The 15153-nt window shown below is 63.0% G+C and carries 15 protein-coding genes; 8 read left to right on the top strand and 7 right to left on the bottom strand.

Features of this window, described 5'->3' with window-relative positions; translation table 11 throughout:
• Positions 1 to 42: 42 nt before the first annotated feature.
• Positions 43 to 390, bottom strand: coding sequence for a hypothetical protein (locus ACP5MM_RS06420; protein ID WP_427931769.1), 348 nt, complete (start codon positions 388 to 390; stop codon positions 43 to 45).
• Positions 391 to 401: 11 nt separating this feature from the next.
• Entirely contained in the window at positions 402 to 1670 is a 1269-nt protein-coding gene (locus tag ACP5MM_RS06415) for a molybdopterin-dependent oxidoreductase (RefSeq protein ID WP_427931767.1), read from the bottom strand.
• A gap of 415 nt (positions 1671 to 2085) precedes the next feature.
• Between ACP5MM_RS06415 and ACP5MM_RS06410 the strand changes: the two genes are divergently transcribed.
• Positions 2086 to 2691: a hypothetical protein gene (locus tag ACP5MM_RS06410; protein WP_427931766.1), complete on the top strand. Its 606-nt coding sequence runs from the start codon at positions 2086 to 2088 to the stop codon at positions 2689 to 2691.
• Between the two features lie 95 nt (positions 2692 to 2786).
• Here ACP5MM_RS06410 and ACP5MM_RS06405 read toward each other — a convergent pair whose 3' ends face one another.
• From ACP5MM_RS06405 to ACP5MM_RS06385, 5 genes are all read right to left on the bottom strand, one after another.
• Positions 2787 to 3077: a late competence development ComFB family protein gene (locus ACP5MM_RS06405; protein ID WP_427931764.1), complete on the bottom strand. Its 291-nt coding sequence runs from the start codon at positions 3075 to 3077 to the stop codon at positions 2787 to 2789.
• 194 nt (positions 3078 to 3271) lie between these two features.
• Positions 3272 to 3481, bottom strand: coding sequence for a hypothetical protein (locus ACP5MM_RS06400; protein WP_123105386.1), 210 nt, complete (start codon positions 3479 to 3481; stop codon positions 3272 to 3274).
• Between the two features lie 184 nt (positions 3482 to 3665).
• Complete coding sequence (lspA, locus tag ACP5MM_RS06395) at positions 3666 to 4124, bottom strand: signal peptidase II (RefSeq protein WP_427931762.1); 459 nt, start codon at positions 4122 to 4124, stop codon at positions 3666 to 3668.
• Complete coding sequence (gene ileS, locus ACP5MM_RS06390; RefSeq protein ID WP_427931761.1) at positions 4124 to 6934, bottom strand: isoleucine--tRNA ligase; 2811 nt, start codon at positions 6932 to 6934, stop codon at positions 4124 to 4126. The genes lspA and ileS overlap by 1 nt, the downstream gene beginning before the upstream one ends.
• Positions 6903 to 7871, bottom strand: coding sequence for a bifunctional riboflavin kinase/FAD synthetase (locus ACP5MM_RS06385; protein WP_427934285.1), 969 nt, complete (start codon positions 7869 to 7871; stop codon positions 6903 to 6905). The genes ileS and ACP5MM_RS06385 overlap by 32 nt, the downstream gene beginning before the upstream one ends.
• A 122-nt stretch (positions 7872 to 7993) precedes the next feature.
• Between ACP5MM_RS06385 and ACP5MM_RS06380 the strand changes: the two genes are divergently transcribed.
• From ACP5MM_RS06380 to ACP5MM_RS06350, 7 genes are all read left to right on the top strand, one after another.
• Positions 7994 to 8614, top strand: a complete 621-nt coding sequence (locus tag ACP5MM_RS06380; RefSeq protein ID WP_427931757.1) for a hypothetical protein — start codon at positions 7994 to 7996, stop codon at positions 8612 to 8614.
• Between the two features lie 220 nt (positions 8615 to 8834).
• Positions 8835 to 10280 carry a cytochrome ubiquinol oxidase subunit I gene (locus tag ACP5MM_RS06375; protein ID WP_427931755.1) on the top strand — a complete coding sequence of 482 codons (1446 nt, stop codon included), beginning with the start codon at positions 8835 to 8837 and terminating at the stop codon, positions 10278 to 10280.
• A 52-nt stretch (positions 10281 to 10332) separates the two neighbouring features.
• On the top strand, positions 10333 to 11415 hold the full coding sequence (locus tag ACP5MM_RS06370) for a cytochrome d ubiquinol oxidase subunit II (protein ID WP_427931754.1): 1083 nt from the start codon (positions 10333 to 10335) through the stop codon (positions 11413 to 11415).
• A complete protein-coding gene (locus ACP5MM_RS06365; protein WP_427931752.1) occupies positions 11402 to 11971 on the top strand; it encodes a hypothetical protein in 570 nt (189 codons plus the stop codon). The genes ACP5MM_RS06370 and ACP5MM_RS06365 overlap by 14 nt, the downstream gene beginning before the upstream one ends.
• Before the next feature lie 127 nt (positions 11972 to 12098).
• Entirely contained in the window at positions 12099 to 13958 is a 1860-nt protein-coding gene (locus ACP5MM_RS06360) for a DEAD/DEAH box helicase (RefSeq protein WP_427931751.1), read from the top strand.
• A 12-nt stretch (positions 13959 to 13970) separates the two neighbouring features.
• Positions 13971 to 14423, top strand: coding sequence for a YaiI/YqxD family protein (locus tag ACP5MM_RS06355; RefSeq protein WP_427934284.1), 453 nt, complete (start codon positions 13971 to 13973; stop codon positions 14421 to 14423).
• A gap of 196 nt (positions 14424 to 14619) precedes the next feature.
• Positions 14620 to 15120, top strand: a complete 501-nt coding sequence (locus ACP5MM_RS06350; protein ID WP_427931747.1) for a flagellar basal body-associated FliL family protein — start codon at positions 14620 to 14622, stop codon at positions 15118 to 15120.
• The last annotated feature ends 33 nt before the right edge of the window (positions 15121 to 15153 follow it).

Genomic DNA, 15153 nt, shown 5'->3' with positions numbered 1-15153 from the left:
CGGCAAAACCCCTCCGCCAACGGCCGGGCGCGGCTCGTTCCGTCAGGGTTTGGGTGGCCCGAAACGCTGGTAGAGCACCTCGGCGATGTGGTCGATTTGATCTTCGGGGATGGGCGCACCGAAGGCGTTTTTCATCTTGCTTACCTCTACCTTCCAGGTGGCCAGGGAGACGGCGGGTTGTTCGTTGACGAAATCCGCCGAGTGGCACATGAGGCAATAGGTATTGAGAACCTGCCCGCCCGGGCCGGAGAAGGTGAGATCGCTGGTGGGCAGGGTAATGCGCTCCGACTTCCAATGAATCTTGGGGGCGCTTGCCGCCGCCGCCGTGGAAGCAAGACCGAAAGCCAGGAGCAGGGTGCAGCCTGCACTGAAGATGCCGTGCCGGTTCATGGGAATCCTCCTTACACCGCTTGCAGCGGCAGATGTTCAATGGCGTTGTACATGAAGCCGCCGGGGTTCCAGCCGCCCTGTAACGGCTGTTCTTCGCCTTGGCGGTTGACCGCCTTCACCATCAGGGTATAAGTGCCTGCCTTCTCGGGGGTGAAGGAGGCCTGCCAGGCGCGGAAGCTGTACGGACCATAGTCGTGGCCGAGGCTGGCCTTTTGCCAGTGGGCGCCCCCATCGGCGGAAAAGAGCACCCGTTCGAGGGCCGTGGAGCCGCCCATGGCGATACCGCCCACCTGTACCGGATGGCCCTTGGCGACCCGGGCACCACTTCCGGGCTCGGTGAAGAAGCTGCGCGGTTTCATGCGGTTGATGGGGACCATTTTGACGCCCTTTTCTCCGGGGGTCATGTAACCCGTGGGGGTATCGGGAATGAGATAGGCCTTGGTCATCCAGAAACCGGTACCGGGGTGATCCATCACCTCGATTTCCGTCAGCATTTTTACCCAGTAGGTGGAATACCAGCCGGGCACCACGAGCCGCACCGGAAAGCCGTTGAGCAACGGCATGGTGGCGCCGTTCATGGCGTAGGCCAGCATGACCTCGCCGTCGTTGCCGTGTTCCAGATCGAGCACCTTCTCGAAGCGCGTATCCGCGGGGAAGGGTGCCATGCCCTTCTCCAGGCTGCGGAAGGCCAGATGGGTAGCGCCTTTCTTCACCCCCGCCCGCTGCAAGAGTTCGCGCAGGGCCACCCCCGCCCAGACCGCATTGCCCATGGCCCCGTTGGCCCATTGGGCGCCATTGACCCGGGGATTCACAAAGCCGCGGCTGTTGCCGGAGCACTGGTTCACCGCCGCCATTTCCCGCAACGGAAAATCGTGGAGGAGTTCTTCCAGGGAGATCTCCAGGGGCTTTTTCACCAATCCGGTCACGCGGATACGGTAGGTCTTCACATCCACATGATCGGGAAAGTCCGGCATGTGCCAGCGCACATAAAACTGATCGTTGGGGGTGAAGATATGGCGGTCGAAGACCGACCAGGGTGTTTCCAGCAGTGGCGGGCGCACCCGCTGGAGAATCATCTCCCCCTTCTGGGGGAAGGTGCCGGCGGGAATGACCTTGCGCTCACCGTTGACAAAGGGGAGGTCGATCATCGCGGCCGCCCGGGCGGAAAGGCTGTGACCGGCAAAAAGGCCCGCCGCCCCCAGCAACGCCGACATCTTGAGAAATTCGCGCCGCCCCCATTGCGGTGCGGTTACGTCGTCTGTAGAAAAGTCCTCCCACATGGCACCCTCCTTATGCTGGTTTATCCATGAATTGGTTATAGCATAGAATTTTTCAAGTGCAAGGAATTTTCATACAACATTATGATAATAAAGTGATAAACAACTATCCATAATATCTGATTGGATACACCGACGGGGATTTATATGCCCCATGGAAAACGGGTCCCGTAACCGGCTTTTGGAAATCCGGTGGGGGAGGCCAGAAGCGCCCTCAGTCCATGCCCCGGTCGGCGCCCATGCCCTGCGGTCCCCTCTCCCGGACGGCGCCTCTGCCGTTTTTCGCAACAAGCTGCCGCTAACGCAAGCCGGAGATTAACAGCGTTGCGGCCGGGGCGGCTCGCAATGACGAATCTCCTCGGCCGTTTTCCCGTTCCCATGCTAATCTTGGGGCTGATCAGGGGAAGGAATATCACCAGTGAGCCAACTTTCAGAAAAACAGCGGCTGGGGCAGATTCTCGTCGCGCGGGGCTTTATCAGCCCCGAGCAACTGGAGCGGGCCCTGCACCGGCAGCGCACCACGCAGGAAAAGATCGGCAAGCTCCTCATTGCCGATGGGGTGGTGGAAGAGCATACCCTGCAGCTCACCCTCACCGCCCAGGCCCGGTTGCGCCATGAGGATCGCCAGGCGCAGGGCGCCAGGCTGCTGGCGGCAGTGGCGGAAAAGCTCCGCGCCGACCTGGAAAAGCTCAGCCTGGATCTGCTCAAGGAGTGGCAGCAGCGCATTGCTCGCCTGCCCGATCGGGAAGGGGGGGAGCGCAAGCGCCGGGAGGCGGCCCTGCGCTTGGCCATGGATTTCCCGCGGGCCCTGACGGCGGCCCAGGAGCGCATCGAAGCCCGCAAACGCGCCGGGGAAGCGACGCGCTTGCGCCGCACCCTGAGCGCCCTGCAAATGATCGAAAAGGATTTTGTGGCCTTCCGGAACAGCATCGCCAGCGTTTCGCCCTATCCGGTGAACGACTGGTCCGCGCGCTGGCAAACCCTGGGGGATTTTGCCAAGGAGCTCCAGCGGGCGATTGCCTGATCCGAAAAATGCAGATCCACCCTGTGCCGGACCCGGGTTGATGCTGATGGTGGTGCGTGGTGAAGGTGTTTTGCCAGGCGATCCCCAGCGGGAATTCAGTCCGGCCGATCCTGGCGGTTGAGATGGGTGCGCACTATGATCAGGGCTGCGTCCACGGCCTCTGCGACGGCTGTCTGCATTGCCTCGATTTCGTTTATCGGCGTGTAGAAAAAGAGATTCACCGAGTCCTTGACATAGCGTGGGGGGAGGCGGTTGAGGGCGACACAGGCCACGTCTTCCAGAAAGTCCGGATGACCGGCGGGGATATCCTTCACCAGCATGAGTCTGGCGTAGACCAGTTGTTCGTAATAATTGTGTGATTTCCGGAAATATCTTTCTTCTGCCATAGCAATGTGCCTTGCGGAGCGCCCCAATCATAAGGCCATGGAAATGCCGGTTCCGGCAAAACTATGACATAGTTCCGGGGCCGGAGAAAGCGCTGCCGGGGCGGGAGCGCTTGAAGGAAAACGGCTACACCGATAGGCCCCACCATGGTCGGCCGCGCTGGAATGAGGACCGGTTTCCCTTATGCCCCTGGGCGTTACGCAAAAATCCCCCGCATCAGGTGCCGTTGCATTTGCACGACATGAAGGGCCCGCCGTTGCAGGCTGCGTTGCCGGCGAATCCGCAAAAGGCGCTTTTGCAATTCACGCTTGATGCGCAGACGTTCGTTTTGCGCCATGAAGGAGCTGTAGGCGGGGAAGCTGCGCACCCGGCGCAGGGCGGCCAATAGGTTTTGGGTGTTGTCCATGGGGATCTCCTGGGTTCACTCGCTCCCCCAAGATTAAGCAATACTCATGCCATTAAAATTGCAATAGGTAAAACAATGGGATAATGCCATGGCCAAGACAGTCATGGCGTCTTTCCGTCACCATTGGACGACAATGGACGGGCAGGGCGGCCCTTGCGCCGCCCGTCGTTCCCGCCGCGCCTTCCTAGCGTTTGCGAAAGGCGTCGATGACGAGCATGACGGCGCCGATGCTGATGGCGCTGTCGGCAATATTGAAGTAAGGCCAGTAGAGACTGCCCCAGTGGGCGCCGATGAAGTCGATGACGTAGCCCAGACGGATGCGGTCCAGGAGGTTGCCCACCGCGCCACCGAGGATGAGGGCGAGGGAGATGGCGGTCCAGGTGGCACCCGGCTTGAGGCGTTTGAGCAGGGCGACGATGACCACGATGACCAGCAAGGCCACGCCGATGAGGGCCCAGCGCTGCCAGCCCCCGGCCCCGGCGAGGAAGCTGAAGGCGGCGCCGGTATTATGCACCAGACGCAGGTTCAATAGGCCGGGGATGATGACCACTCCTTGGCCGACCCGCCAGATGTGCGCGAGCCAGAACTTGACCGCCTGATCCAGGAAAACCACCACCAGGGATAACCAGAGATAGCGCAGCATCAGCAGATCTCCCGCGTTTCGCCGGGTTCGGCGAGATTTTTGATACAGCGCCCACAGAGGAGGGGATGCTCCGCGTGCTGGCCCACGTCCGGCCGGCGATGCCAGCAGCGCGCGCATTTGGCGGCGGTGCTGGCCTCTACCGCCACGGCCAGGCCCGGCAGGCTGTCGAGACAAGCGGCGGGGCGTTCGGCGTAGGGGTGCAGGTGGAGCCCGGAGCTGAGCAGCAAAAAGCGCAGTTCACCGGCATAGGGATGGAGGAATTCCTGCCAGTCGCTGTTGGCATAGAGATGCAGTTCGGCGTCGAGGAAGGCGCCGATGGTGCCGGCCTTGCGCTGGGCCTCCAGGGTCTGGTTGGCCACCGTGCGCAGGGTGAGGAGGCGTTCCCAGCGGGCCATGAGGGCGTCGCTGTCGGCGGGCAGTGAGAGGGATTGATATTCGGCGAAGAAGACGCCGGCTTCCTGCCGGGGACCCATGAAGGTCCAGATCTCTTCGGCGGTGAAGCTCAGGATGGGAGACATCCAGCGCACCATGCCGGCGAGGATCCGCCAAAGCACGGTCTGCGCCGAACGCCGGGCGCGGGATTTTTGCGGCGTGGTATAGAGGCGGTCCTTGAGGACGTCGAGGTACAGGCCACCGAGTTCCACGGAGCAGAAGTGATGGAGGCGCTGCTGGACGCGATGGAACTGGAATTCGCCATAGGCAGCGCGGATCTCTTCCTGCAGCAGGGCGGTGCGCGCCAGCATCCAGCGGTCCATCTCCAGCAAGCGTTCCGTGGGCAGGGCGTCGGCAAGGGGGTCGAAGTCGTGGCAGTTGCCGAGGATATAGCGGGCGGTGTTGCGGATGCGCCGGTAGGATTCGCCGAGACGCTTGAGGATGTCGTCGGAGATGGGGATCTCGCCGCGGTAGTCCTCGGAGGCGACCCAGAGGCGCAGAATGTCCGCGCCCCATTGGTCGATCACCTTTTGCGGGGCGATGACGTTGCCCAGGGACTTGCTCATCTTGCGCCCTTCGCCATCGACGGTGAAGCCGTGGGTAAGGACTGCCCGATAGGGCGCGCGCCCCCGGCTGGCGACGCTTTCCAGGAGCGACGACTGGAACCAGCCGCGATGTTGGTCGGAGCCCTCCAGATAGAGGTCGGCGGGGCTGCCCAGCTCCGGTCGGCGTTCCAGGACGAAGGCGTGGGTGGAACCGGAGTCGAACCAGACATCGAGGATGTCGTTCACCTTGGTGAACTCGCTGTGGCCGCAGGCCGCGCAATGGGCGTCGCCATCGAGGAAATCGCTGTCGGGATGGTCGAACCAGGCATCCACGCCGGCGGCCTCGATGGCCCGGGCGATGCGTTCGAAGGTGGCGGCGTCACGCAAGGGTTCGCCGCAGTGGGCGCAGGCGAAGAGGGCCACGGGCACGCCCCAGGCGCGCTGGCGGGAGATGCACCAGTCGGGACGCTGGGCTACCATGCCGGCGATGCGTTCCTGGCCCCATTCGGGGACCCAGCGCGTAGCCGCGATGGCCGCCAGCGCCCTGGCGCGCAGTTCATTGCGTTCCATGCCGATGAACCATTGCGGGGTGGCGCGGAAGAGCAGCGGCGTCTTGTGCCGCCAGCAATGGGGGTAGCTGTGGCGGATCTTCTCGAAGTGCAGCAGGGCGCCGCGCTCCTTGAGGAGGGCCACCAGGCTGTCATTGGCGGCGGCGACCGTCTGTCCGCCGACGTAGGGCGTGTCGGCGCGGAAGCGCCCGTTGCCTTCCACCGGGCTTTCCACGGGCAGGTGATAGTGGTGGCCGGCCTCATAGTCTTCCTGGCCGTGGGCAGGAGCGGTGTGGACGCAGCCGGTGCCGGCTTCGAGGGTGACATGGTGGCCGAGGATCACGGGCACCTGCCGTTCGAGGAAAGGGTGCTGCAGGAGCAAGCCTTCCAGCGCGGCGCCGGGGAACTCGGCCAGGACTTCGGCGTCCGGGTGGCCATAGCGGGCCAGGGCGGCGGCGGCGAGTTCGGCGGCGAGGATGAGCGTGTGCGGTCCGGCGCGCAGCAGTCGGTAGCGGTAGTCCGGATGCACCGCCACGGCCTGATTGGCGGGCAAGGTCCAGGGGGTGGTGGTCCAGATGACCAGGCTGGCAGCGACGGTCTGCGCCAGACCCAGGCGGCGTCGCAGTTCGTCGGCATCCGCCACGGCAAAAGCCACGTCTACGGAGGGATCGGTGCGATCCTGATACTCCACTTCGGCCTCGGCCAGGGCGCTGCCGCAGTCCACACACCAATGCACCGGCTTGGCGCCGCGATAGACGCTGCCGTTGACGGTGAGGCGGCCCAGTTCGCGAACGATGTCGGCTTCGGCCTGGAAGTGCATGGTAAGATAGGGGTGCTGCCAGTCGCCGATGATGCCCAGCCGCTCGAAATCCTGGCGCTGGCCGTCCACCTGGCCTTCGGCATAGCGGCGACAGGCCTCGCGAAAGACGCGCGGCGACACCTTCTCGCCCGGGCGGCCCAGTTCCTTTTCCACCTGGATCTCGATGGGCAGCCCATGGCAGTCCCAACCCGGCACGTAGGGGACTTGAAAGCCTTCCAGCAGCTTGGACTTGTTGATGATGTCCTTGAGGACCTTGTTGACGGCATGGCCGATGTGGATCTGCCCGTTGGCGTAGGGGGGGCCGTCGTGCAGGAGATAGCGCGGCCGATCCGCGCGGGCCCGGAGGAGTTGTTGATAGAGATCCGCTTCCTGCCAGCGGCGCAGGGTGAGGGGCTCCTGTTGGGGCAGTTTGCCCTGCATGGGAAAGTCGGTCTTAGGCAGGTTGAGTGTGCTTTTGTAGTCCATGGTCATCCGTAGAGTGGGGGCGCTCGGCAAAAAAGGCGCGGGTGGCCAAGACATCCTGGGCGATGGCGGCCTTGAGGGTGTCGAGGTCGGGATATTGGATTTCGTCCCGGAGTTTTTGGTGCAGCTCGACCTCGGCGCGTTGACCGTAGAGATCGGGGGACGCATCCAGGGCGTGGGCCTCCAGCACCAGTTCGCGGCCCTGCACCGTGGGACGCATCCCGATGCTCACGGCGGCGGGCCAGGATCGATCGGCGACGCGCAGGACGCCGGCAAAGATGCCGCGCAGGGCCACCGGGCGGCGGCGCAGGGGGATGTTGGCGGTGGGAAAGCCCAGTTCGCGGCCCAGATGATCGCCATGGACCACCCGGCCGCAAAGGCCGTAGGGGCGGCCCAGCCACGCTGCGGCCCGGTCCATGGCCCCGGCCTGCAAAAAGGCGCGGATCCCGGTGCTGCTCACCCGTTGGCCATCCAGCAGAAAGGGGATTTGCTCGTGGACCGTGAAACCCAGTTCGCGACCCATGCGCCGCAGCAGCGCAAAATCCCCGGCGCGACCCGCACCGAAACGGAAATCATGGCCCACATAGAGGGCCCGGGTGCGCAGGCCGTGAACCAGGATGCGGCGCACGAAGTCGGCGGCGGGCAGTTGCGCCAGGGCCCTGCGGAAGGGCAGGCAGAGCACCAGGTTCACGCCCTGTCGGCGGAGCAGAACGACCTTTTCGCGCAGGCTGGTGAGCCGCGGCGGTGCTTCCCGCCCCTGGAAATACTCCCGTGGCAGGGGTTCAAAGGTCAGCACCGCCCGCGGCAGCCCGCTTTCCTCCATGGCGCCGAGCAGGGCCTGATGACCCCGGTGGACACCGTCAAAATTACCAATCGTCACCGCCAGCCCCTCCGCCGAAGCGGCGGGAGGGCTGCGATGTATGGCGAAAGCTGCGGGCATGCGAACAAGGACCATGGCGTAAACCCGAACACTTTACCGAGGGGAGTTGTCCGGGTCTAGGGGGTGCGCCATTATTTTCCGGTATACTGGGAGCCTGGCGACCAGGCTGCAGGGAGCGGCGCATGAGGAAACTGTGCAGTTTTTTTGACCGGGACATCTATCACGTGGAAGGCGGGCAGGAGCGCCCTGCCGTCTACTTCATTGCCGACAAGGACGCTGGTGGTATTCTGGTCAATGCTCCGGCGTACAGCCCGGAGCGGGCAGCGGAGCTGGCCGGCATCGCGCCGTTGCGGGTGCTTTTCCTGCCGAGCCGCCTGGGGGCGCGGGATCTGGCGCTCTGGCAGGAGGCGGGGTGCAGATTGATTGCCCAGCCTGCCGAGGGCGCCGCCCTGGGGGTTCCTTTGGATGTGCCCCTGGACAGCAAACTGCGCCTGTCGCGGACCATTGAATTCATCGCCATGTCCGGGCGCACGGCGGGCAGTTGCGCCATGCGCTTGCGCAACAAGCCCGGCGCCGTCTTTTTCGGACCCATCCTGGAGCCCGATGCGGCCGATGCCTGGCCCACCCTCGTTCCCCACCACGACGATGTCTCCTGGGAAAACCGGCTCTTTGGCAGCCTGGGCTTGCGGGACATCAGCTACGACTATGCCTTCACCGATATCTTCGTGCCCGCGGTGACGCCCATCGGTCCCGGGGCATCCGCCGCCATTCAAGAACGTCTCCGGGCAGTCATTGACGACTGAGCGGGCCCGTCGCCGCCGGTGGATATACACCACATGGTGGATATCCACCGGCGAAAGCGGTGCATATCCACCAGGCAGGGCATTATTGCGGAAGGGATATAAAGATAACTTCATGATTTTATAATATGCAAATATAACCATTTTTCTCGGGAACAGAAGCTGCTAGTTCCGGTCGCGGTGATTTTACCGCCCGTAATGCATCGTGAACGAGGGATTAAGAATGGTTATCGAAAACACGCTCCCCGTGCTGCTCAGCCGCCTGGATTTCGCTTTCATCACCTCCATGCACATTTTGTGGACGCCGGTGACCATTGGCATGTCGTGGCTGCTCTTTTTTCTGGAGGTGGCATGGCGACGCACGAACAATGACAAGTGGTACCGTTTGCAGCGCTTCTTTGAAAAGCTCTTCATCGTCAATTTCGGCGCCGGCGTGGCCACGGGTGTCACCATGGAAATGGCCTTCGGCATTCTTTATGGACCATTTTCCCAGGCCGTAGGGCCTTTCTTTGGCAATATTCTGGGTTTTGAGACCATCACCGCCTTCATGTATGAGGCGGGTTTCATTGGCCTCATGATCTTTGGCTGGGGCAAAATCGGCAAAGGAATGCATCTTTTTGCCACTTTCAACGTTGCCCTGTCCTCCAGCCTGTCGGCCATGTGGATCCTGGTGGCCAACGGCTGGATGCAGTCGCCCACCGGAGTGGTCCTGAAAGACGGATTATTCCAAGTGCAAAATTGGTGGACTGCCATCTTTAACCCCAATTTCAATATTGGCTTTCCCCATATGTGGGTGGCCACCCTGGAACTGTCCCTGTTTTTCTTTGCCGCGGTAAGCGCCTGGTTTGTGCTCAAAAACCGCCATGCCGAGCTCTTCACCAAGCTCCTGAAGCCTACCCTGCTGGCGCTGATCGTGATCACCCCCTTGCAGATTTTTATTGGTGATGTGCTGGGACGGGAAGTCGCCCATGATCAGCCGACCTCGCTGGCCGCAATGGAGGGGCATTGGCATACCTATTTGCCTAATGGCAAGCCCAACACGGCCTGGAATCTCATCGCCATTCCGGACGAGTCGGCGGGCAAGAACGTATTTTCCATCCAGATTCCCCATGCCCTGAGTCTGCTGGAGACGCATACCTGGAATGGAGCGGTTACGGGTCTGGATCACTTCGCTCCCAAGGATCGCCCCGATGTCTGGGTACCTTTCTATGCCTTCCGGGCCATGGTGGCCATCGGCTTCTTCCTCTTCCTCATGGCCCTCTGGGGTAACTCCCTGCGCCTGCGTGGTCAGATGACGGCCAGCAAGCTGCAGAAACACCCCGTTTTTCTCCGGCTTTTGGTATTCAGCGGCTTTTTGCCTTATCTCGCCGTCTGGACCGGATGGTGGACTCGGGAAGTAGGGCGTCAACCATGGGTGGTCTATGGACTCATGCGCACCTGGCAGGGCGTCAGCCATATGAGCGTGTCCGCGGAAAGCGTCTGGCTGCTGGGCTACATCGTCTTTGAGTTCATGGTCTGGAGCGGCGCCTGGTATTTCTTTACCCGGGTGATCAAGCGGGGGCCGGACATGGACAGCCCCGTGGTCGGCTCCGCGGAAGACGCCGCCGCCCATGCCGGCGGCGGTGTGGCCAAGCCCGCTTTTGCCAAGCCCATGATGGATAAGCGTTGAGTCGCCGGAGAGAGGCCTTTGCGGCCTCCCCCACTATTTCGAGGACAAGATAATGGACCAAATATTCCGCATACATGCTTCCCTTGGGACCTTTTGGTGGATCCTGCTGGGACTCTTTTTTGTGATTTACATCATCCTGGATGGGGCCGACCTGGGCGCCGGGGTGTTTTCTCTCCTGATGCGGGATGAAAACGACCGGGCCGCGATCATGGCTTCCATGGCCGGCACCTGGGACGCCAACGAAACCTGGCTGGTGGTGGCGGGCGGGGTGATCTTTGGCGCCTTTCCCCTGGTTTACGGTGCCACCTTCAACTACCTGATGATCCCCCTCATGTTTGCCCTCTGGGGCATCATCTCCCGGGCGGTGGCTTTTGAGTTTCACGTCCATGCCAAGAGCAGCAAGCGGTTTTGGGGCGTCATGTTCGGCCTCGGCAGCCTGGTGGCGGCGCTCTTTGCGGGCATGGCCCTGGGGGCCACCCTGCAGGGTTTTCCCATGAGCACCACCAATGCCCAGGGAATCAACGCCGCCAACGATCCCTTTGCCAACACCATTCCCCATTTTGCCGGCAATGCCCTGACCTTTCTGACGCCCTTCAGCCTCTGGACGGGCATCGGCGCGCTCATTGCCGGCGGGCTGGCGGGGACCTTGTACCTCTGCGCCCGCTTTGAGCAGACCGATCCCATCTACCAGAAGGCCCACCGCTGGGCGAGCATCTTCTCCTATCTGGCCTTGGGCGCGGTGGTCATCACGTTGCTGTGGAGCTATACCCTGCTTCCCCAGGCGGCGGCCAAGTGGACGGGGGAGAATGCCTGGATGTGGCTGGTGCTGCTGCTGGCCATCCTCTTCTCCGCCTACCGGATGATGAGCAACCATTCGCTCAAGAACGACTTTGCCGCCCTCCTGTGGTGCGGAGCCATCGTGGTCCTGATGTGGGGCGGGATGTGGGCGACCAATTTTCCGTACATCGTCCCCAATACCTGGACCATCGGCGCCGGTGCCAACCCCGCCAACGATCTGGCCATCCTGACCCTGTTCATGACGGGATTCGTGCCGGTCATGATCATGTACAACGCCTACCAGATCTGGGTCTTCCGCAAGCGCATCACCAGGCTGGCCGGTTATGCCAGCCACTGAGCGCATCATCGCGGGGCGTCTCGGCGCCCCGCGCCCTTTTCCTCCCGGCGAATGCCCGACCATGGTGCTGGCGGCGGATGGAGGGGAGAAAGCCTGTGTTTCCGTCCCTTTTTATCCCGACCATACCAGCGCCGGCGACGTCCCCCTGCTGCTCTCTTGCGGTTTCCGGACGACCCTGGTCGGTGGAGTGCCGGTGGAGCTGTTGGAGCATGGCGGAGAGGTGGTGGCGATGCGTCTGCGGGGCCGGGAGATCCTGCTGCCCAGGGTGTTGAGGTCGGCGCTGTTGCGTGAGTCTCTCGGGCGCCAGCGCTGGATCTTCCTCTTTTTGCTGGGGCCGTCGCTGGGGGTTTTCCTGGTGAATCTGATTTTTGGCATGAGTCCGCTGCTGTGGCTTGCGGCGGGTGTGGTGGCTTTCTTCTCGCTGTTCCTGATGATGCTTCTGGTTTTCCGGGATCTGGGCGCAGCCCGGCGCTGGACGCGATCGGTCCACCGCACCCTGGCGGGGCAATGGCCGCCCCGCGCCGCGCAGGCCGAAGCCGATGGCTGGCACGATTGATCCTGCCGGATCCGGGCCAATGCCGAGGCGCTGCAGAATCCTCACAAATAGCGTATAGTGCCCATTGAATCCGATTTTCTGCCATATCGGCAGCCGCCGGACATTTTTTTCTCGCACAGGTTTCCTTATGTCCCAAGTATCCCCAGCCCCCGATGTCCGTTTTTCCGACTTTGCCTTGGCCGACCCCATCCGCCGCGCCGTGGAAGAGATCGGCTATGAGCAGCCTTCGCCGATCCAGGCGCAGTGTATTCCGCCCTTGCTGACCGGGCGCGACGTGATTGGCGTGGCGCAGACCGGCACCGGCAAAACGGCGGCCTTTGCCTTGCCCCTCCTGAGCCGCATCGACCTCTCCTTGCGGATACCGCAATTGCTGGTCCTGGCGCCGACCCGCGAACTGGCCATTCAGGTGGCGGAGGCGATACAAACCTATGCCCGGCATCTGCCGGGTTTCCACATCCTGCCCATTTACGGCGGGCAGTCCATGGGGCTGCAGCTCAAGCAGTTGCAGCGGGGCGTGCATGTGGTGGTAGGTACGCCGGGCCGCATCCAGGATCACTTGCGGCGCAAGACCCTGCAACTCGATGCCCTCCGGGCGGTGGTGCTGGACGAGGCCGATGAGATGCTGCGCATGGGCTTCATCGACGCCGTGGAGGACATCCTTCAGCATACCCCTTCAGGCCGGCAGGTGGCGCTTTTTTCCGCCACCATGCCCGACGCCATCCGCCGCATCGCCCGCACCTATCTGCAGGATCCGGTGGAGATCCGCATCAAGAGCGCGACAACGACGGTGTCGGCCATCCACCAGCGTTACTGGCAGGTCAGCGGCGTCCACAAGCTCGATGCCCTGACCCGTATCCTGGAGGTGGAGGAGAGCAACGCCTGGATCATCTTCGTGCGCACCAAGACGGCCACCGTGGAGTTGGCGGAACGCCTGGAGGCACGGGGTTACGCCTGCGCCGCCCTCAATGGCGATCTCAACCAGAGCTTGCGCGAACAGACCATCGAGCGCCTGAAATCGGGGGCCCTGGATATTGTCGTTGCCACCGATGTGGCGGCCCGCGGTCTGGATGTGGAGCGCATCAGCCACGTCATCAACTACGACATTCCCAACGATACGGAGGCCTATGTGCATCGTATCGGACGCACCGGCCGGGCCGGGCGCAAGGGGGATGCCATTCTCTTCGTGTCGCCCCGCGAACGCCACCTGTTGCGCGCCATCGAACGCGCCACCGGGCAGGTCATCACCCCCATGCAGTTGCCGAGCTTGGAGGCCGTGGCGGATCGGCGCATGGCGCAGTTCAAGGACCAGATCACCGAGGCGCTGGATGCCGAGGACCTCAGCCCCTTCGAAACCCTCATCGCCGATTACCAGCGCGAGCATGATGTGGGACTCGGCGAGATCGCCGCAGCCTTGGCCTTCCTCGTGCAAAAAGAGCGTCCCCTCGTGCCGAAGCCCAGCGAATCGCCGGCGCCCATGGCGTCGGATCGGCCAGCCGGCCGTTTCCGCAGCGAGGAAGGCCGGCGGCGCGAACCGGCGGCGGCGCGGCGCCCCGCGCGTAGCGATGGGGCGGAAGGGCCCGCCATGCAGCGCTACCGCCTGGAGGTGGGAGAGGTGCATGGGGCGCAGGTGAAGAACATTGTCGGGGCCATCGCCAACGAGGCGGGGGTGGAGAGCCGCAATATCCGCAAGGTGAGCATCCATGAGGACTATAGTACGGTGGAGCTGCCCGCCGATATGCCGCCGGACGTGCTCCAGCATCTGAAAAAGGTCTGGGTATGCGGCCGCCCCCTGCAGATCAGCGCCAGTGATGGTGGCGCCGGCGCTCCTCCCCCGCGGCGGAAAATCGAGCGGGCTTACGAGGAGCGCAAGTCCCCTGATGCGCCGCGCAAAACCCTGTCGGCGGGGCCCCGGGCCGAGACCAAGCCGAGGAAGAAGGCGGCAGGGAGCAACGCGGCGCCGGCCAAGCGCAAGGCACGGCGGGACTAGGCAATCCCGCCCATGCAGATTTGGGTAGATGCCGATGCCTGTCCCAAGGTGATCAAGGAAATCCTTTTTCGCAGTGCCAGGCGTCTGCCCGTCGACCTGACGCTGGTGGCCAACCGGCCCCTGGCCGTACCCTCTTCGCCACGCATTCGCAGCCTGGTGGTCGCATCCGGATTCGACGTGGCGGATCAAGCCATCGTCGCGGAACTCTGTGCCGGTGATCTGGTAATCACCGCCGATATTCCCCTGGCGGCGGAAGTCCTCGCCAAAGGCGGTCACGCCCTGAGTCCCCGGGGCGAGCGCTTTACCTCCGATAGTATCGGCGAGCGCCTGGCCGTCCGCGGCTGGCTGGAGCAGTTGCGCGCCAGCGGCATCCATTCGGGGGGGGCGCCCACCCTCGCCCTGACCGACCGCCAGGCCTTTGCCAATCAGCTCGACCGCTTTCTGCAACAGGCATTGCGCGCGTAAACCCCCATGACCCCCGAAACGGTGCCGGGCAGGGGCGCTTATCGGCCAATTGCCGGATCTCGGGTGCGCGGGAGCGTTTGCATCGCCCGGCAGCGCCAGCAGCACGCCCGGGCATGCTTTCGACCAGACGATGGATTATTCTTGTAAAATAGAATCAGATTATCACCCAATCGTGCTTTCCAGCGAAGGACGGAACATGGCAGAAGAAAAAAAAGGCGGTAAGGGGAAGCTGATCCTCATTATCCTGGTCGCCGTGGCGGTATTGACCGGCGCCGGCGGCGCGGCGTGGTGGTTTCTGCTCAGGCCCCACACCGCACCCAGCGCCGCCGAGATCGCCCAGAAAAAATTGCAAGATACCAAATTTATTGACCTGGGTTCCCTGGTTACCAATCTCCAGACCAGCGATGGCAGCACCCATTACATTCAGGTGGAGATCCAGCTCAAGACCTTCGACCCCAAGGTGGCCGAGGAGGTCAAGACCTTCATGCCCGAGATCCGCAACGCCATTCTCACCCTGCTGGCCAGCCAGCAGGCGGACAAGGTGAGTGAACCCGCGGTGCGCGAGCAGTTGCGCCAGCAGATTCAGGATTCCGTCAACCGTATCCTGGAGACGAGCGGTGGCGCCCTGAAAGCGCCGGTAAAGACGGCAACCCCGCCCATCGCCGCCGTCTATTTTGCGAGCTTTGTGGTGCAGTAGGATGTTTTCAGGAATTATGGTGGGGCAAAAAAG

The sequence above is a fragment of the Acidithiobacillus sp. genome (genome assembly GCF_049965315.1).
Classification (GTDB): Bacteria; Pseudomonadota; Gammaproteobacteria; order Acidithiobacillales; family Acidithiobacillaceae; genus Acidithiobacillus_B.
This window is presented reverse-complemented; position numbering and strand designations above follow the sequence as displayed.